Source organism: Chryseobacterium candidae, from assembly GCF_004916905.1.
Taxonomy (GTDB): domain Bacteria; phylum Bacteroidota; class Bacteroidia; order Flavobacteriales; family Weeksellaceae; genus Chryseobacterium; species Chryseobacterium candidae.
In genome coordinates this window covers 83,540-102,706 of sequence record NZ_SDLV01000006.1, presented here as the reverse complement: position 1 = coordinate 102,706, position 19,167 = coordinate 83,540, and the positions used below count along the sequence as shown (strand labels likewise).

Below are 19,167 nucleotides of genomic sequence, written 5' to 3'. Positions count from 1 at the left end.
GTGATGAAAAATCTGAATGCATTCTATACCCGTATTGAAAATTTCTTTTTCAAACAGGACAACCAGACGGAATTCCTGGGTTTCTTCCGTGTTGCCATAGGAACGGTTATTCTATTACAGTTTATGGCAGTGATGCCGGATTTTGATCAGTTATTTTCAAGCAGCAGTATTATTCCACAGGATATTATGGGTGTTTTTACTCCCGACTGGATGATTACTTTCTCAAAAATTGTAAGTTTCTTACAAAGCTGCGGAATTGAAGAAAGCACAACGATTCTGATGACCAAAGTCTCATTTATCACATTGTGTACTTTTATTATTACTGGATTTTATTCCAGAATTGCTGCCTTTCTTTTACTTATCCTGCAGATTGCATTGCTTAAGGGAAGTTCTTTCTTTGCCTATGGCGCAGATTTTTTTACGAGTATGTCTTTATTCTATCTGATTCTTTTCCCTGCTGATCAGCATTTTTCACTGAGAAATTTTATTTTCCGCAAAAATCCTGTAGATAGCAATTTCACTCCGGTCAAAAGATTATTTCAGATTCATATTTCTATTGCTTATTTCTTTTCAGGACTCGACAAAGCTTTAGGTTTCAACTGGTGGAACGGCGAATCTATCTGGAAAGCGATCCATCTGCCCTACTCCAACAGAGATCTGAATATTGATTTCAGCTGGCTGGCAGAACATTCTTATATTTTAAGCTTTATCGGATGGAGTACGATTATTATCGAGATGTGCTACCCATTTTTTATCTGGTACAAACCGACACAGAAAACATGGCTTTACCTAACGATTTCCATGCACATAGGAATTGCTCTCGTTCTCAATCTATATTACTTCTCAGCAATTATGATCATCTGGAATATCACGAATTTTTACTTTGAACAAACCGCTAATAAAAAAGTCTTCTCCACAAAGAAAACAATATCGGCGCAATATCTTCCCAATCAAATTGATTCATAAAAAAATCCCGAATTGCTTCGGGATTTTTGATGATATAGGGTTTAATCATTATTTCTTAGGAGCGATATCCATCAGTTTCATAAACTCATCAAGTTTAGGCATGATGATGATTTCTGTTCTTCTGTTTTCTGATCTTCCTGAAACGCTCATATTAGTCGCTTTCGGGTTGTATTCAGAACGCCCGCCAGCTGTAATTCTCGCCGGATCTACACCAAACTGAGTCTGAAGAACTTTAGCTACAGAAGTCCCTCTTAATGCAGAAAGATCCCAGTTGTCTCTCGGAAGATTTGGAGAATTCAGCGGAGCATTATCCGTATTACCTTCAATTAATACTGAGTATTTATCGTAATCGTTGATTACTTTTGCTACTTTTCCTAACACTTCCTGAGCTGCAGGCAAGATATTGTAATCTCCGGTTTTGTATAACATTTTATCTGAAAGAGAGATCATTACAACTCCTTTCAATACTTTCACCTGTACATCCTCATCTGATACATTATCCAAAGATCTCTTCAGTTTATTAGACAGTGCAAGGTTCAGACTGTCGTTCTTAGCATTACTGGAGATCAATTGCTTGATATAGGAATTGGAAGCATTGATTTCCCCTACCAGTTTATCAATGTTTGCAGAACTTTTTCCAGTATTGGACAGACATGCATCAAGTGATGATTTTAAAGCATCATGCTGACTTTTCAATAAGTTGTTTTCCCCTGTCAATGCAGAGTTCTGAGATTTCAAATCCTGAATTTCTCTCTGTCTTTCTCCGATATTTTCAATACACTGCTTATAGTTTGTGCTCAAAGCATCATACTGCTTTTTGCTGACACAAGATGTCATCCCCAGCGCCATTGCAGAAACTGCTAAAATTTTTAAAATCTTCATAAATAATCATTTTTAGACTACTCAAAGTTAGGAAAATTCAATTGAATTATATCGGTTATCTTTGCATAAAAGAAATTCTCAACATCTATGTTGAATAAATTAACCTTTACAAATCAATTAAAAAATCTCGTTCACGAGCCGGGAAATCACACCTATCTTTTAGCAGTAAGCGGAGGGGCAGATTCTATGGTTCTGGCCTCTTTATTCAGGGATTTAGCGCTTGAAAATCAAGATCCGTTGTTTCAGTTTCAGGTTGCTCATATCAATTATAAACTTCGGGGAAATGATTCGGATCTGGACCAGAAAACAGTGCAGGATTTTTGTGAGAAAAATCATATAAAATTTCATCTGTATGAAGTTTCGGAAAAAGATCAGAAGCCTGACAATTCAATCCAGCTTTGGGCAAGAGAAATTCGGTACCGTTTTTTTAACGAAATCAGGAAAAAAGAAAAACTGGAATTTCTTGTTACAGCCCATCATCTTAATGATCAGCTGGAAACTTTCATCATCAATTTATCCAAAGCTTCGGGAATCAATGGATTGAGCGGAATCCCATCAAATGATAATGATATTCTGAGACCTTTTTTACAATTTTCCAAAAAAGATATTTATCAGTTTGCCGAGCAGCATACTATTGAATTCCGGGAAGACCTTTCCAATAAGAAGAATGATTATCTGAGGAATAAGATCAGAAATGAGATTGTACCGATGCTGATGGAAACCAACAACCACTTTCTGGAAAACTTCAGAAAGAGTTCTTTATATCTGAATCAAACCAAAGATTTTGTACAACAACAGATCCAGGAAATAGAAAATCGTCTCACGGTATTTAACCAAAACTATAAAATCCTATCAAAGGAAAAGCTGGATAGTGAAAGTGATTTTGTAAAATTTGAAATTTTAAAGAAATACGGATTCAATCAGGAGGAAGAAATTCCGAAAATTTTTAAAGCCGAAAATAACAGTTCTTTTTTTTCAAAGGAATATCAGTTGATTGTTAACCGGGATGAGCTCATTTTTATTGATAAAAGCGAAAAAAAGGCAATTCCGGAAGAAATACTACTGATAGAACACTTTGATTTTTCCAAAAACCAGATGATCCTCGATCTTGTAGATCATATTGAAAGCATTTCCGGAATCAATAAAGAATTTGAATGGGATTTCGATGCCGAAAAGCTTCAGTTCCCTCTTCTTTTGAGAAAACAACAGGATGGGGATGAATTTTATCCAACAGCGTTTTCAGGGAAGAAGAAAGTTTCTAAATTTTTCAGGGACGAAAAATTATCTATTTTAGTAAGGCAAAAAATCTGGATCTTAACAGACCGTGAAAATTCCGTTTTGGGAATTATTCCTTTCAGACAGGATAGAAGATTTATAGCAACAAAAGACACAAAAAAAGTTCTGACGATTACATGAACAGAAGAGCAACAAACACTTTAGCAATTGAAGATTTCCAGAAAGACAACAACGTTGCCTTTGGTATTCTGTATCAAAAATATTTTGGCTACACCCGAAAATTTGTTCTTGCCAACAAAGGGAATCTGGAAGACGCAGAAGATGTTTTTCAGGATGCCTTGATTATTTTGTATGAGAAATTGTATGATGACGATTTCAAAGCCTACACCTGTCTTGCTAATTATGTAACCGGAATTTCTAAAAACCTTTGGCTGAAAAAGCTGCGCAACCGAAATTTTTTTGTGGAAATGCATGAAAGCTATTATTTTGAAAACAAAGAAGAAATCAACCAGGCTATAGAAAATGAAAGAGATTATTGGGATAAACTCAACGATTATATCAATAAAATCTCATCACACTGCCAAAACCTCATTCAGGATATTTTTATGAAGAACAAAAATATAGAAGAAATTCAGAAAAAATACAAGTATTCCAGCAAGCATAATGCCCAAAACCAAAAGCACAAATGTGTAGAGCAGATCCGGAAAATAAAAAAAGACGATAATATTTAAAACTGATTATCAATACTTTAAATAAAATTTAAAAAAAATCACCTTTTCATTGGGTGATTTTTTTTGTTTTGGGGAACTTCTTAATAAATACTTTATCTTATGTTCACAAAAATTATCTATACATTTTTATTTTTAGTCACAATTTCATTTAATGCGCAAAGCACAAAAGGAATCAGCTTTCAGGCTAAAAATGTAGAAGAGGCCAAAATACTGGCAAAACAGCAAAATAAGCTCATCTTTATTGATTTGTATACCACCTGGTGCGGTCCGTGCAAACTGATGAAAAAGAATACGTTTCCGAATCCAGAATTGGGAGAGTTTTTCAACAAAAACTTCATCAGCCTTTACATTGATGCCGAAAAAGAAGGAACAGAACTTGCCAAAAAATTCAAAATTGTGAATTATCCTTCCTTTCTTTTCTTAGATCACAACGGCGAATTGGTGCAGTATGAATATGGATATTACAATGCTGCACAATTTTTAAATGTAGGACAATCGGTCTTAGAAAAAAGAAATACAACAAAGAAAACCCACACATTAAGTGAAGTGAAAGGTAAAATAGTGGGCGAATCCATTCCTGATTTTACGGCAAAAGATCAATTTGAAAAAACATTTTCTTTGTCTCAGGAAAAAAAGAAAACCATTTTGGTTTTCATTCGCGGACAATGGTGCCCATACTGCAATAAGTATTTGGAAAGTCTTCAAAATATCGCACCTGAATTAGAATCCAAAAATGTAAGGCTGGTCATCATTTCCCCTGAAAAACCGGAATTTATAGAAAAAACTGTAAGCAAAACCAAAACCGCATATTCTGTTTTATATGATGAAAACTACAGAATCGCTGAACTTTTTGATGTGCTTTACACGCCTGAGAAAAAAACTCTTGACTTCTACGAAAAACATTTGGGAGACAATTTCAGGAAGAGCCGTTCTGATGAATCCGGAAGACTGCCTGTTTCTGCTACCTACATTTTAGATGAAAATCAGAAAATTGTCTGGAGGCATTTTAATCCCGACTACAAAGAGAGAGCTTCTTTAGAGGACATTTTAAAACAACTTTAATATGAAAAATATCATCATCATACTGTCTTTTTTGTTTTCATTTACAGCATTTTCACAAAAAACCGAACACCGGAATTTAGAAAACAAACTGGCAATTCAGGGATATGATCCTGTTTCTTACATTGAACAGAAAAAGGCCATAAAAGGAAAAAAGGAATTTGCGGTTAATGTAAACGGGGCAATTTATTACACCTCTTCGGAAAAAAACAGAGAGCTCCTGAAAAAAGATCCTGCCAGATACGAACCTGTTTATGGTGGTTGGTGCGCTTTTGCACTGGGAGATTATGGCGAAAAAGTAGAAATTAACCCTACAACTTTTAAAATAATTGACCATAAAACCCATTTATTCTACAATAAATTTTTCAACAATACGCTGAATTCCTGGAATAAAAATGAAACAACACTGAAAAAAAATGCAGACCAAAACTGGAAAAAACTGACAGAAAAATAAACAATTTATCTAAAAAAAACGCTATGAAAATATTTAAAACTTTATTAGGAACAGCGCTTTTACTGCTTCTGCAAAGCAATTACTTATCTGCTCAAGGATGCAGTGATGCCGGATTCTGTACAATTAACAGCCTCCAGCCAAATAATAACGACAGTATAAAAGCGTATCACAATCAGATTAAAACCGGGATTTTCTTTGGAAAAGCAGACAATTCTATTTCTGTTTTTGGAAATTATATTGAATACAACAGACAAATCAACAAAAAATTGGGTGTGGATGCAAAACTTACTACTTTGGCACAAAATGGCAATGATGTTTCCACTTTTGGACTTTCTGATATTTTCCTGAATGCAAATTATCAGGCAAATAAAAACCTGAAATTTACTTTGGGTGCAAAAATTCCTTTGTCAGATGCAGGAAACTCCAGAGAAAATCTGCCTTTGCCAATGGATTATCAATCCAGCTTAGGAACGTTTGATTTAATTGTAGGCGTTGGCTACGAAATAAAAAAACTCCAGCTGGTTGCCGCTCTTCAGCAGCCTTTAACACAAAATGACAATCAGTTTTTGGCATCACAATACCCAGCAAGTTCAGCATTGAGAGGATTTTTATCTACCAACAAATTTAAAAGAAGCGGTGATATTTTGCTCAGGGTTTCTTATCCTTTAATGATTAATTCAAAAATAAGACTTACACCAAGTATCTTGCCGATTTATCACCTGAAAAACGATCGTTTTACTAACCAGAACAATGTAGAACAAGAGATTAACAATTCAGAAGGTCTTACATTAAACGGAAATGCTTATCTGGACTACGAGATCAACAGGAGAAACAGTATTCAGCTCAACGTAGGCGTTCCTTTTCTTGTAAGAAAATCCAGACCCGACGGATTGACAAGAAGTTTTATTGCTAATGTAGAATACAGAATAAAATTCTGATTCCTTTAATTGGAAACTTTACAACAAAAAAACATCAGGAATTATGAAAACAATTATTATGGCATTCTTTACAGCCTTTATTTTGGCTTCCTGCATCAGGGAAAACACATCAACAGAAGATTTAATGGAAATGGTACCGGAAAATGCCATGCTAAAATATTCAGGAGATTTTATGCAGGGTCCTTACGGAAATAACGTGAACGGAAAAGCGGAAATCTATGAAAAAGACGGAATTCAGACCCTGGTTTTTAATAACAATTTCACCATAAGCAACGGGCCGGATCTGTATGTCTATGTAAGTAAAGAACAGCAACCTTCACAATTTATTTCTTTAGGAAAACTGAAATCTGTAAACGGTGGACAAATCTATACTTTTACTGGTTCAGTGAATTTTGACGACTATAAATACGCAGTCGTTCATTGCCAACAGTATAATCATTTATTTTCTTACGCTTTACTTCAGAAACCATAATCACATCATTATGAAAAACTATATCAATTGGGCATTACGGTTAATTCCCGCCATCATTCTACTCCAGACTCTATTTTTCAAATTTACTGCTCATCCTGATTCGGTTGCTATTTTTTCAAAACTACATGCAGAACCGTACGGAAGGATTTTTTCCGGAATTTTAGAACTTATTACAGCAATATTAATTCTGAATCCAAAAACCACTTTTTGGGGAGCTGTTTTAGGATTCTTCACAATGATAGGAGCTATAGCATCACACGTTTTTATTTTAGGAATTGCAACCAATAATGATGGCGGAAAATTATTTTATCTTGCTCTCATCGTTTTTGTCTTTTGTGTGATTCTTTTACTTAAATTAAAAAAAAATAAAGTATGAACAGAGACGAGTCGGTTTATGCCATCTTACGCGAGATTCTTACCGGGCAACAAGAGCTTTTGCAAAAAATTTCTACTGAAATATATACTCACAAAATCCCATCTTTAGACGATTCTACCATTGGTGGTCATACGAGGCATATTATTGAGTTTCTTGAAATCTTACTGAACTCTTATCATATGAGTCAAATTAATTATGATGGAAGACAAAGAAATCTGGAATTAGAAGAAAACCCGGAAAAGGCAATGAAAGTAATTACTGAAATACTTTCTGCCATCGATCTGCCGAATAAAAATTTGACTTTGAAGCAAATTGCAGGAAATATTTCTGTAGAAATTCCCACCAATTTTTATCGGGAACTGCTGTACAACATAGAGCACTGCATTCATCATCAGGCATTGATAAAGGTAGCTTTTAAAGAGATTAAAATGAGTCATTTACTCCATAAAAATTTCGGAATTGCACCTTCTACCATTCAATACAGAGAAACTCAAAATCTAACCTAAATGTGTACCGTAACCTATTTTCCGCATAAAGACAAAATCGTACTGACCTCTAACAGGGACGAAAAGCCCAATCGTGCTGCCCAGAAAATCCATCAGGAAAAAGGTCTTTTTTATCCGAAAGATACCGCCAAAAGCGGAACCTGGTTTGTGGTTTCAGCAAGCGGAAATGCTATCGTTTTACTAAACGGCGCGTTTGAAAATCATCAAAGAGAAACAGAATACAGGAAAAGCAGAGGCCTCATTGTTCTGGATTTAATAGCACAAGAAAATATAACCAGTGCCTTACAACTGATTCAGTTGTTAAATATTGAACCTTTTACGCTGGTTATTGTACAGAAAAATCAATTGGCAGAATTTCGTTGGGACGGCTCGGAAAAACATTTTAAATGGTTAAACATTAACCGTCCTTATATTTGGTCTTCCGCTACTTTGTATGATGAAACTGCAAGAGAAGAAAGAAAACAGATTTTTCAGGAATTTCTGCGGAAAGAAACAATTTCAGAAGAAACAATCTGGAGTTTTCATCATCAGAAAACCAATGATCTGGAAAACGGAATTACCATAAAAAGGCAAAATACGATACAAACCATCAGTACGACACAGGTTGTAATTTCCGAAGAAATTACAATGAAGCATTATGACCGGCTCAACCCACTTTCAAAACCTGAAAAAATTCTCCTTAAAAATGAAACTCAAACATCAACTTCATAAAATTGTACATTGGGAATACTGGTCCACATTTTCCATTTATCTGCCGCTTTTTCCAGTATGGCTTTACTGTGCATGGAAAGCAAGAACGCTCTTATTCTTCCATGGGGCTAATCCTTCTATAAAATATGGAGGTATGGCTATGGAAAGCAAAAAAGAAATCTATGATTTGATTCCCAAAGATTGGATACCGAAAACTATTTTAGTATCTTCAGAGATCTCATTTCAGGAAATTATATCTGAGTTACAATCAAAAAAAATAGAATTTCCCATTATTGTAAAGCCCAATATTGGTTTGAAAGGTTTAGGGGTTACACAGCTTGAAGATTTAAATGAATTAAATAATTATCAAAAAAACAACAATTATGATTTTTTGATTCAGGAAAAAATAAATTATCAAAATGAGGTCGGCATTTTTTATCACAGATTTCCTAACGAGAGCAAAGGAAAAATTACAGGAATGGTGAAAAAAGAATTTCTTTCTGTAAAAGGAAATGGCAAAAATACCTTGAGAGAACTGGTGATGGGAAACCCCAGAAGTGCCTTTCAGATCAAAGCCATAGAACAAAAAATGGGCAGCGAGATGCAGAAAATTCTTCCCGAAAATGAAGAGATTATGCTGATTCCGTTCGGAAGCCACACCAGAGGAGCCAAATTTATTGATATTTCAACCGAGGTTACGGAAAAGTTAGAGAAAAAAATAAATGAAATCTGCACCAAAGTGAATGGTTTTTATTTCGGAAGATTAGATGTAATGTATGAAAATCCATTTTTTTTGCAGGAAGGGGAAAATTTTAAAATCATAGAAATAAATGGCGCTAAAAGTGAGCCTACGCATATGTACGACCCGAAGCACTCTTTATTTTTTGCATGGAAAGAAATTACAAGACATTGGAAAATAATGGCAGAAATCAGCAGAAAAAATCATGAAACAGGTTTCCCTCACTTAGATGTAATAGAAGGGCTTATGGCTCTAAAAAACAATTTGAAAATAGAAAAAAAGCTGAGAAAAGTTTCACTAATTGATTAATCTATAAAAAACAATTACTTTTGTATAACAGTATTTACCTAAAATAAAAATATGAGACTCTCTTCGATTCATAAACTTTCGTTTCTCTTTTTCTTTTTTCTTACTCTTAGTTTTTCTGCACAGATCAAGAATCCTGTAAAGTTTAAATTCACCATCAACGATCTGGGAAACAATCAATACGAAGCGGTATTGAATGCTACCATGGAAAGCGGATGGCATATTTACTCTAAAGATTTACCGGAAGATACCGGAATTCCGACAGAATATAAAGTTACAGGAAAGAATATTGAATTGATCGGAAAATTTTCCGAAGTGGGTAAAAAACATGAAGAATTTTCCGAAGCATTTGGGGGTACCATTGTTTTCTACTCCAATTCGGCTGGATTTAAGCAGAAATTTAAATTAAAAGATCCTACCAAGCCTGCAGATGTCACTTCTGAGATTACCTATCAGACTTGTGATGACAGAGTCTGTCTTGCTCCCAACACATTAGAATTCAATCAAAAAGTTACCCCAAAAGGGGCAACGGAAGTGGTTTCAACCGAGGAAACAGCAGCCCCTGTAAAAGATTCTGTGAAAGTTTCCGAGACCGTTACTGAAAATCCTGCAAAAACAGAAGCTACGATTACAGAGACATCAAAACTGGATCCAAAGCAGCTGAAAATTGCAACCATCGATTTCAAAAAACCATTAACAGATTGTGGGACTGCTTCTACTAAAGTGGATGAAAATTACTGGACGTATTTATTCTTAGGATTTATCGGAGGATTAATTGCTTTGCTTACGCCATGCGTTTTCCCGATGATTCCACTAACGGTTTCTTTCTTTACCAAAGGAAATAAAAACAAAGCAAAAGGAAAAAGAGATGCGCTGATCTATGGGTTTTTCATTCTTCTGATCTTTGTTTTACTAAGTATTCCTTTCCACATTATTGATGGTATTGCCGGAAATATCTTCAACGAAATTTCTACAAGCGTATGGCTGAACATTGCGTTCTTTATCATATTCATCTTCTTTGCCGGAAGTTTCTTCGGGTATTATGATATCACGCTGCCAAGTTCAATTGCCAACAAATCTTCGAAGGCAGAAGAGGCAGGAGGAATTATCGGTATTTTCTTCATGGCATTAACGCTGGTGATTGTTTCTTTCTCATGTACAGGACCTATTTTAGGAAGTTTATTAGGAAGCGCTGTCACAGGTTCATCCAATGTTCCTATGCTCCTGACATTTGCTTTGGCAGGATTCGGGCTGGCATGGGCGATTATTTTTGGATTGCTGGCGTTATTCCCGCAGGCATTACAAAGTCTTCCGAAATCCGGAGGATGGATGAATACCGTAAAAGTAGTTTTAGGTTTTGTAGAACTGGCATTAGCATTGAAATTTTTGTCTAAAGCAGATCTTGTCTCCAAAACATTTTTCTTAAAAAGAGAGCTTTTTATTGCCATCTGGATCATTATTGCATTAGGGTTAGCATTATATTTACTAGGATTCATCAGATTCCCGCATGATGATAAAAAACCTAAAATTTCTGTCACAAGAAAGATATTAGGGGTATTGGGTATTGGTTTTGTGATTTACCTTATTCAAGGTTTAATTCCGTCTGAGCGTCCTAAACTTCAGTTATTAAGCGGGATTTTGCCTCCACTGAATGTAAGCTATTTCCATGATGAAAAAGACGGAATTTTAGGAATGCATCCGGAACACGACTTCTTCAAAGCAATAGAACTGGCTAAAAAAGAAGATAAACCAATCCTGATCGACTTTACAGGATACGGATGTGAAAACTGTAGAAAAATGGAGGAATTTGTATGGAGCGAACCGGACATCTTGCCAATCCTACAGAATGATGTTGTATTAGCATCTCTGTATGTGGATGACAAAGAAGAGCTTCCTGAGGATCAAAAAACCAAAATTGACCTTGGAGACGGTCAGATCAAAAAGGTAAAAACAATTGGGGACAGATGGAGTTTATTCCAGCAGGTTAACTTTAACAATAACTCTCAGCCTCACTATGTTTTAATAACTCCGGACGGAAAAGTAATCAATACACCTGTTTCAGGATATATGCCTAAAGAGGACTTCAAAAAATTCCTTGAATGCGGAGTGAATTTCTATAAAAAGAATAAATAAATTATTCACATATCATTTAAAACTCGCACTTTATCGTGTGAGTTTTTTTATTGGATCTTGAGCTTATTCCATACATATTTACTATCTGTCCCGCAGATAAAAAAACTTAAAAAAACACCACCATGATTAACCGATTATAAAAAATGTATTAAAAGAAACAGAAATGTTTAAAATAAATTACAAAACTATCAATAGATTCATGAATCTATAGATTTATCAATAATCAAGGCATATGTTTTGTATGAATTCTTTAAAAAAATTATAGTCTAACATTCAAAAATTTTAATCATGGCAGAAGTAATTGCACAAGAGAAACAGGGCAGCAAACAAAAGAAAAAAATGATCCGGGTAGACATGACTCCTATGGTAGATCTGGGATTCTTATTGATCACTTTCTTTATGTTCACAACTAATTTTACAAAACCTAACGTAATGGATTTAGGGTTACCAGCAAAAGATCCAAATCCTCATCCTACGGATATTCCCGTAATTGGGGATCAAAACCAGATTACATTTATCCTTGGGAAAGACAACCGGGTATTTTATCATCAGAGTAATCAGAAAGATCTGAATACAGAAAACCTTAAGGAAACCGATTTCAGTGGAATCAAAATTTCAAAGATTATTGCTGATGCCTATAAGAAAGCTCCGGCTCCTAACAAATTCACAGTTATTGTAAAGCCGACAGATGAAGCCAGTTACAAAAATTTTGTAGATATGCTGGACAACCTTGCTATTTCTAAAAAGGAAAGATATGGGGTAACAGACATTAAGCCCTGGGAAACAAAGGTTTACAAGGAATTAGTTCAATAAAAGACAAGGGTATTTTTTTAAATGCTCTTTTTTTGATTAAATTTGAAAGGAGAAACGGATCGGCAGCATCTCACCTGCTGTATTATTTTTAACCTTCTAAATTTTGGAATCATGCTGAACTTTGAAAGAAAAGGAAACGGAAAAGAAACTTTGGTACTTCTTCACGGGTTTATGGAAAATCTATCCATCTGGAGTGATATGGAATCTCATCTTTCCAAAGATTTTTCATTACTCAAAATTGATCTTCCAGGACACGGTCAGTCTGAAATTTTAGCTGAAGTTCATACCATGGAATTAATGGCTGAAGAAGTAAAAAAAGTTCTGGATCATCAGCATGTAGAAAAAGTACATCTTCTGGGGCATTCTATGGGAGGATATACGTCACTTGCTTTTGCAGAAAAATATCCCGGCTCTTTAAAAAGTCTCACTTTATTTTTCTCTACTTACTTTGCGGATGATGAAGAGAAAAAGCAGCAGCGTATTAAAAGCTATAGAATCATTAAAGATGCTTTTGCCCATTATGCAAGAGCCGGAGTTCCTAATTTATTTAATCCCAATGAAAGAGATATTCTGGAAGGGAAAATTGAAATTGCTCTTGAAACTGCCCTTTCCACCAACAATATGGGAGCACTTGCCTGTGTAAAAGGCATGGTGGAAAGAACCGACAAAAAACATGTACTGGAAAATCTGGAAGCTAAAATATTAGTACTGGCAGGCAAACACGACAATGCCGTAAAAACAGATATGATGATCAAACATCTTCCGGACAGAACAAATATCAAGTCTTACATTCTGGACTGCGGACATAACGGACATTGGGAAAAACCCGGTATCTGTGCAGAAATCATCAACACAGAACTTCTTCACAATCTTCCAAAAAAACTGGTTTTATAAAACAGGTTACCTGACAAATTAAACCGTGCATAACAAAAAATCCTGTATATTAGTAGAGGATAATTTTGGTAATGGCTTTATTTTCATTCAAAAAAAAGAAACCACCGGCACCACCGGTTATCGGGCTTACACTTTCAGGTGGAGGAATGCGTGGGATTGCTCACATTGCTGTTCTGAAAGCCCTGGAAGAATATCATCTGAAACCGCACATAATCTCAGGAACAAGTGCAGGCTCTATCATTGGCGCTTTTTATTCTTTTGGAAAAACGCCGGACGAAATGATGGAAATTGTAAAACATACTTCTTTTTTCTCCAGATCATCCTTAAAATTGTCAAAAAACGGAATTTTCAGCTCTAATTTTATTTTAAAACTGTTCAAAGATTATTTTCCGGAAGACAATTTCAGCATTTTAAAAATTCCTATGTATGTGGCTGCAACAGAAATGACTCATGGCATCGTAGATTTCTTTTCTGAAGGAGAACTTTTTGGGCCATTACTGGCATCTTCCAGTGTCCCGTTCATTCTTCCTCCGGTAAGAATTGGAGAGAAAATTTATGTGGATGGCGGCGTTCTTGATAATCTTCCTATTGAACCTATCCTGGATAAATGTAATTTCCTGATTGCTTCTCATGTTAATTCCATCAGCTATGATGAATTAAACAAAATGAGCCTGATGAAGGAATTTGACAGAATCCTTCACTTAGCCATTGCAAAGTCTGTGTATTCTAAAGCGAAATACTGTAATATATTTTTAGATCCTCCCAAAATGACGAAATACAGTCTTTTCAACAAAAGATATATGGATGAAATATTTCAACAGGTTTACGATTATACCTGCCAGGAATTGGAAGAAAAAGGATTCCGGAAAAAGATGTAGGAGTTTTGAGATAAAAAGGATTTACAACCTATTTACCTTCTCACAATTTATTCTTTTGCGCTTCTACAAGGCATCTTCTTTTACCTTCTCTTTAAAGTTTACTATTGTTCCGGCTAAAGAATCTAAAGATTTTCCTCCGGCTGCATTAATGTGTCCGCCACCGTTGAAATATTTTCTTGAGAATTGGTTCACATCCACATCATCCTTACTTCTGAAAGAAATTTTAACGAAATCTTCGTACAAATCTTCCATAAAGAATGCAGACATTTTTACACCGGCAATACTCAAACCATAATTTACAAAACCTTCTGTATCTCCTTTCTGGAAACCAAATTCTTTCAGTTCATTTCTTGTCAGGCTTAAAATGGCTACTGTTCCGTCATTCACCACTTCTATTCTTCCCAGAACCAAAGCCAGTAAATGCAGTCGGGAAACCGTATTGGTATCCCATGTATTGGAAGTAATCATAGCAGGATCTGCGCCGTGTTCAATAAGATTAGCAATAATTCTGTGCGTAGTAGCACTGGTGGAACGAAAACGGAATCCTCCTGTATCTGTCATTATTCCGGTATAAAGACATTCTGCCATATCCTGGTTCACCAGTTTTTCATCATTCATTGCTTCAATAAAATGATAAATCATCTGTGAAGTGGCAGGAATTACTGTATCGGAATAAACAAAATCAAATTGTTCCGGCTGCTGGTGATGATCAATAAGGATTTTTTTTCCGGGAGCTTTTATTAGCCAGTCTCCCAACAATCCGATTCTTGACGGAGAATTAAAATCCAGGCAGAAAATAACATCTGCTCCGGCAATCATATCCGCAGCAAGCTTTCTTTTATATTCTGCAATAATAACTTTTTTAGATTCCGGCATCCATTTCAGAAATTTCGGAAAATCATTAGGTACGATAACCTCTGCATGAATTCCTTTGGCTTTCAGATAATGTTTCAATCCTAAACTTGAACCAATAGCATCTCCATCCGGATTATAATGGGTAAGAATCACTATTCTGCTCTCCTGGGTAAGTAATGTATTGATATCTGAAAGTTCTGTTGGTGTAAACATCCGGTGTTTATTTTTCGTTAAAATTAAAGTTTTCAAAGATAGAGCTTTTATATAAATCATTTAAATATTATTTTTGCACCGGAAAACGGTTTTCCCGTGAGGGTTTGTAAATACCCAACCGAAAAACAATAAATTTTATTTTAAAAAAAGATAATTAAAGTTTGTAACTTATAAAAATTTATATATCTTTGCAACCTGAAAATTAATAGATTAATTACGATTTAAACATATAGTAATGAGTAAAAGAACATTCCAGCCATCAGAAAGAAAGAGAAGAAACAAACACGGTTTCAGAGAAAGAATGTCTACGCCAAATGGAAGAAGAGTTTTGGCTGCGAGAAGAGCTAAAGGCAGAAAGAGATTAACTGTAAGTGCTGCACGCGCTAAGAGATAATTTCTAATTATCATATACAAAACATGCTTGAGAAGTTCCTTTTCAGGCATTTTTTGTTGTTAAAATTTACTAAAATTTAGGCTGAATCAACATCTTTTTTCTATTTTTAAAAGTTGAAATATTTTTATAAGAAACAGCCTTTAAAATTAAATTATGCCACATACCAATATCTCCGGAGACAATATTATAAGTTTACAACACGCAAAGATTGCGCAAAAAAACTTCACTGTTCTTTCTGATGTAAATCTTAACATTAAAAAAGGGAGATTCTGCTACCTTATCGGAAAAACAGGTTCCGGAAAAAGTTCCCTTCTGAAAACGCTTTACGGACACATTCCGTTGGCATCAGGACACGGAGCTGTTGTTGGATTTGATCTGGCAAAACTAAAGCCGTCCGATATCCCAAACTTAAGAAGAAAACTAGGAATTGTATTTCAGGATTTCCAGCTGCTTTCAGACAGAACGGTTGAAAAAAACCTGAAGTTTGTTCTTGAAGCAACAGGATGGAATGACAAAGTAAAAATGGAAGATCGCATCAACGAGGTTTTAGGAAGCGTGAACATGAAAAGCAAGAAGCACAAAATGCCTCATGAGCTTTCGGGAGGAGAACAGCAGCGTATTGCCATCGCAAGAGCTCTTCTTAACCACCCGGATCTTATCTTAGCGGATGAGCCGACAGGAAACCTTGATCCTGAAACTTCCAATGAAATTATGACGCTATTAAAGCAGGTTGCCCTTGAAAATGGTGCTGCAGTAGTAATGGCAACCCATGATTATCACATGATTCAGAACTTCCCGGGTGAAGCGATCAGATGTGAGGACGGAAAAGTTTCAGTATTGGATACTTCAGAATTATTTGAATAAGAATTATTCTCAAACGCCTTACTTAAAGACATGAAACTCTTTCGTGAGTTCAAGATATTGGTCCGAGTATTGTCTCGGACTTTTTTCTATGATAAAATCAGATTCCCTGATTTCTTTTTCATGTGACGAAAACTCAAGAATCAATCTTTTTGCCTTTGCATTTTCAATTCCCCTGATATTAATTTTTCTGTTCAGATGCAGACTGTTTTCTTTACCTACTGAAACAAAAACCTCTCCTGCTTCCACCGGTATAATTACAGAAAAGATTCCGTTTTCAGACAATAATTCTGCCGCATTACTGATTAGCTGTCTAAAGTTGAGCTCTACAGTCTGACGTGCAATCTTATCTTTTTCAGATCCTGATTCTTCAAAATACGGAGGATTGGACACAATAAGATCAAACCGGTCTTTCGTTTCAAAAGTTTTAAAATCCTGATGAGCGTTTTTCAACCTGGCATGAAAAGGAGAATTTTCAAAATTGAGTTGGGTAAGTTTTGCTGCTTCTTCATTAATATCCAATCCTAAAAAGTATGCCTGTGAATTTCTTTGTGCCAGCATAAGAGAAATTAATCCGGTTCCTGTTCCCACTTCCAAAACATTGGACGCATTTTCAATGTCAGCCAAAGCTCCAAGCAGAACTCCGTCTGTTCCTACACGGAAAACGTCTTTAGACTGCTGAATTTCAAATTGTTTAAATGTAAAGGCTTTCACTATAAACTTTCACTATAAATTGGTAGGTAGTGTAATAATGAATGTAGACCCCTTCCCTACTTCTGATTTCACAGAGATCTCACCTTTATAATCCTCGATCATTTTTCTCACCATAGACAAACCAAGCCCCATCCCACTGCTTTTAGATGTAAAATTCGGTTCGAAAATTCTTTCGTACATATTCTCAGGAATCCCGATTCCGTTATCCTGAACAGAGATAATCACTCTTCTCTGGTGCTGTTCCACATCTACATTGATGATCAGTTTTCTCTGGTCACTTTCTGCCTGTTTTGCATTGGTAACAAGGTTTGTGATAATTCTGGAAAGATAAATCCTGTCCATATTAATCATAATATTCGTCTTGTTGGCATGCATGAAAATACTGTCATCATTGAATACACGGAGAATATCTTCAACTTCCGTATTCAGATTGATCACTTCATTATTTTTTTCAGGAAGTTTGGCAAATTCTGAGAATGCGGAAGCTACTGTAGCAATAAGATCAATCTGATCCACAATAGTTTTACTCATTTGCTTTACTCTTTCTCTGATATTCGGATCTTCAGGATCAAATTTTCTTTCAAAATTCTGAATGGTCAGCTTCATTGGCGTCAATGGATTTTTCACCTCATGCGCCACCTGTTTGGCCATTTCTCTCCAAGCTTCTTCCGATGCTTTGAATCTAAGTCTTTCTTTCTGGTCCTGAATCTGTAAAATCATCCTGTTATAAGCCCTGGCCAAAGCATTAAGCTCATCATTCTTATAATATCTGATAGGACGCATTTCGTTTTCAAACAAGGTAATACGGGTAATCATATCAGAAAACTTGGTGATGGTTTTTGCAAGACTGTTAGACGTCACCCAACTGATCCAGATACTGAAAAGAATAAGGAATATATCGACTAAAAGAATATATTTTACATATTGATGAAGAACCTCAAGATAAGCAGATTCATTATGGTATAAAGGGATATAAACAATTCCGATGGGTTCAAGCTCATTGTTTTTAAGCAAAAGGTAGGAAGAGGTAAGTTTAGCATCCTTAGCAGCATCATAATTGACCATATCTACTCTTGCATCAGTAGAGAGGATCTTATTAACGATTTCCAGAGGAATTGTTTTCTGCTCCACCAATCCTTCATCTTTGTTGGAAAGCAAATAGTTTCCTTTCAGATCATAAATAAAAATGTCATGCTGGTTGATATCCGCTATTTCAAAGATTTTATTCCCCAAAACCTCCGGAAGATCTTTTGTTTCTATAAGTTTCTGGCTTACGGCATAGTCCAGATATCGCATTACAGCATTGGTTTTATCCTGCATATCGATATTACTCTGCTGTAAAGAATGATTTCTCAATACAAAGTAAGGAACAAGTGATGTAGCAACCACGCTTAAAAAACATACCAGCAGGAAACCGAAAAACACACGATTCCTTAAACTATATCCTTTATACTTATTTATTGACATTCTACTTTTTAATTAACCTAGCAATATACTTACCAATGATATCAAATTCCAGGTTTACTTTATCACCAATTTTCAAATGTTTCATATTCGTAAATTCCCAGGTATAAGGAATAATAGCTACGGAAAACTGATTATCTTCACTTTTAGCAACAGTAAGACTGATTCCGTTTACCGTAATAGAACCCTGAGGTACCGTTACAAAAGTTCCGTCATTTTCATATTTCATGGTAATAAAATAGCTTCCGTCTTTATTTTCGATACTCACCACTTCACCGGTTTTATCAACATGTCCCTGAACAATATGGCCATCCAGTCTTCCATCCATCTTCATGCATCTCTCAAGATTTACAACAGTTCCCAGTTCCCATTTTCCAAGGTTCGTTTTTTCCAATGTTTCATTGATCGCTGTAACTACATAATGATTGTCTTTTATCTCAACAACGGTAAGGCAGCAGCCGTTGTGCGCAAGACTCTGATCAATTTTCAGTTCGTTTGTAAAAGGACATGTGAGGGTAAAATCTATATTGCTTCCTTTTTCTTCAATCTTCTCAATAACACCAACTGCTTCAATAATTCCTGTGAACATATTA

22 protein-coding genes are annotated in these 19,167 nt (G+C 35.4%); 17 read left to right on the top strand and 5 right to left on the bottom strand.

From position 1 onward, the window contains the following. Window positions 1–3: 3 nt before the first annotated feature. A complete protein-coding gene (locus tag EK417_RS04020) occupies window positions 4–966 on the top strand; it encodes an HTTM domain-containing protein (RefSeq protein WP_110368146.1) in 963 nt (320 codons plus the stop codon). A gap of 48 nt (window positions 967–1,014) precedes the next feature. On the opposite strand, the gene EK417_RS04015 is transcribed toward EK417_RS04020, so the two are convergent. Then, entirely contained in the window at window positions 1,015–1,848 is an 834-nt protein-coding gene (locus tag EK417_RS04015) for an OmpA family protein (RefSeq protein WP_076594917.1), read from the bottom strand. Window positions 1,849–1,935: 87 nt separating this feature from the next. Here EK417_RS04015 and tilS point away from each other — a divergent pair, with 87 nt between their 5' ends. From tilS to EK417_RS03945, 14 genes are all read left to right on the top strand, one after another. Beyond that, complete coding sequence (gene tilS / locus EK417_RS04010) at window positions 1,936–3,264, top strand: tRNA lysidine(34) synthetase TilS (protein WP_076594916.1); 1,329 nt, start codon at window positions 1,936–1,938, stop codon at window positions 3,262–3,264. Then, window positions 3,261–3,815: an RNA polymerase sigma factor gene (locus tag EK417_RS04005; protein ID WP_076594915.1), complete on the top strand. Its 555-nt coding sequence runs from the start codon at window positions 3,261–3,263 to the stop codon at window positions 3,813–3,815. Before tilS ends, EK417_RS04005 begins: the two co-directional genes overlap by 4 nt. Before the next feature lie 99 nt (window positions 3,816–3,914). Further along, the gene (locus EK417_RS04000) at window positions 3,915–4,877 is read left to right on the top strand and encodes a redoxin domain-containing protein (RefSeq protein ID WP_136521394.1); all 963 of its coding nucleotides are present in this window, start codon (window positions 3,915–3,917) and stop codon (window positions 4,875–4,877) included. Window position 4,878: 1 nt separating this feature from the next. Further along, window positions 4,879–5,328 (top strand): YHS domain-containing (seleno)protein, encoded by a 450-nt coding sequence (locus EK417_RS03995; RefSeq protein ID WP_076594914.1) that lies wholly within the window; start codon window positions 4,879–4,881, stop codon window positions 5,326–5,328. Between the two features lie 23 nt (window positions 5,329–5,351). Continuing rightward, on the top strand, window positions 5,352–6,266 hold the full coding sequence (locus EK417_RS03990) for a hypothetical protein (protein ID WP_136521393.1): 915 nt from the start codon (window positions 5,352–5,354) through the stop codon (window positions 6,264–6,266). A 43-nt stretch (window positions 6,267–6,309) separates the two neighbouring features. Beyond that, window positions 6,310–6,738, top strand: a complete 429-nt coding sequence (locus EK417_RS03985) for a DM13 domain-containing protein (protein ID WP_076594912.1) — start codon at window positions 6,310–6,312, stop codon at window positions 6,736–6,738. Window positions 6,739–6,748: 10 nt separating this feature from the next. Further along, window positions 6,749–7,114 carry a DoxX family protein gene (locus tag EK417_RS03980; RefSeq protein ID WP_136521392.1) on the top strand — a complete coding sequence of 122 codons (366 nt, stop codon included), beginning with the start codon at window positions 6,749–6,751 and terminating at the stop codon, window positions 7,112–7,114. Next, window positions 7,111–7,620, top strand: coding sequence for a hypothetical protein (locus tag EK417_RS03975; protein WP_076594910.1), 510 nt, complete (start codon window positions 7,111–7,113; stop codon window positions 7,618–7,620). The genes EK417_RS03980 and EK417_RS03975 overlap by 4 nt, the downstream gene beginning before the upstream one ends. Next, complete coding sequence (locus EK417_RS03970; RefSeq protein ID WP_136521391.1) at window positions 7,621–8,331, top strand: NRDE family protein; 711 nt, start codon at window positions 7,621–7,623, stop codon at window positions 8,329–8,331. After that, a complete protein-coding gene (locus EK417_RS03965; RefSeq protein WP_136521390.1) occupies window positions 8,306–9,358 on the top strand; it encodes an ATP-grasp domain-containing protein in 1,053 nt (350 codons plus the stop codon). Before EK417_RS03970 ends, EK417_RS03965 begins: the two co-directional genes overlap by 26 nt. Before the next feature lie 51 nt (window positions 9,359–9,409). Beyond that, window positions 9,410–11,488: a protein-disulfide reductase DsbD family protein gene (locus EK417_RS03960; RefSeq protein WP_136521389.1), complete on the top strand. Its 2,079-nt coding sequence runs from the start codon at window positions 9,410–9,412 to the stop codon at window positions 11,486–11,488. A gap of 288 nt (window positions 11,489–11,776) precedes the next feature. After that, a complete protein-coding gene (locus tag EK417_RS03955) occupies window positions 11,777–12,301 on the top strand; it encodes a biopolymer transporter ExbD (protein ID WP_136521388.1) in 525 nt (174 codons plus the stop codon). Between the two features lie 111 nt (window positions 12,302–12,412). After that, the gene (locus EK417_RS03950; RefSeq protein ID WP_110368138.1) at window positions 12,413–13,195 is read left to right on the top strand and encodes an alpha/beta fold hydrolase; all 783 of its coding nucleotides are present in this window, start codon (window positions 12,413–12,415) and stop codon (window positions 13,193–13,195) included. Between the two features lie 71 nt (window positions 13,196–13,266). Further along, on the top strand, window positions 13,267–14,073 hold the full coding sequence (locus EK417_RS03945) for a patatin-like phospholipase family protein (protein WP_136521387.1): 807 nt from the start codon (window positions 13,267–13,269) through the stop codon (window positions 14,071–14,073). A gap of 63 nt (window positions 14,074–14,136) precedes the next feature. On the opposite strand, the gene EK417_RS03940 is transcribed toward EK417_RS03945, so the two are convergent. After that, the gene (locus EK417_RS03940) at window positions 14,137–15,141 is read right to left on the bottom strand and encodes a DHH family phosphoesterase (protein WP_076594904.1); all 1,005 of its coding nucleotides are present in this window, start codon (window positions 15,139–15,141) and stop codon (window positions 14,137–14,139) included. A gap of 235 nt (window positions 15,142–15,376) precedes the next feature. On the opposite strand from EK417_RS03940, the gene rpmH reads away from it, so the two are divergent. After that, window positions 15,377–15,535: a 50S ribosomal protein L34 gene (rpmH, locus tag EK417_RS03935; protein WP_002976260.1), complete on the top strand. Its 159-nt coding sequence runs from the start codon at window positions 15,377–15,379 to the stop codon at window positions 15,533–15,535. Window positions 15,536–15,688: 153 nt separating this feature from the next. Continuing rightward, window positions 15,689–16,399 carry a cell division ATP-binding protein FtsE gene (locus EK417_RS03930; protein ID WP_076594903.1) on the top strand — a complete coding sequence of 237 codons (711 nt, stop codon included), beginning with the start codon at window positions 15,689–15,691 and terminating at the stop codon, window positions 16,397–16,399. 18 nt (window positions 16,400–16,417) lie between these two features. Here the strand turns inward: EK417_RS03930 and EK417_RS03925 are convergent, their stop codons facing one another. The 3 genes from EK417_RS03925 to EK417_RS03915 are packed head-to-tail and all read right to left on the bottom strand — an operon-like array spanning window position 16,418 to window position 19,163. Continuing rightward, window positions 16,418–17,110: a tRNA1(Val) (adenine(37)-N6)-methyltransferase gene (locus tag EK417_RS03925; protein ID WP_076594902.1), complete on the bottom strand. Its 693-nt coding sequence runs from the start codon at window positions 17,108–17,110 to the stop codon at window positions 16,418–16,420. A gap of 12 nt (window positions 17,111–17,122) precedes the next feature. Beyond that, window positions 17,123–18,577 (bottom strand): sensor histidine kinase, encoded by a 1,455-nt coding sequence (locus EK417_RS03920; protein WP_076594901.1) that lies wholly within the window; start codon window positions 18,575–18,577, stop codon window positions 17,123–17,125. Window position 18,578: 1 nt separating this feature from the next. Continuing rightward, window positions 18,579–19,163 (bottom strand): riboflavin synthase, encoded by a 585-nt coding sequence (locus tag EK417_RS03915; RefSeq protein ID WP_047435612.1) that lies wholly within the window; start codon window positions 19,161–19,163, stop codon window positions 18,579–18,581. Window positions 19,164–19,167 lie beyond the last annotated feature (4 nt).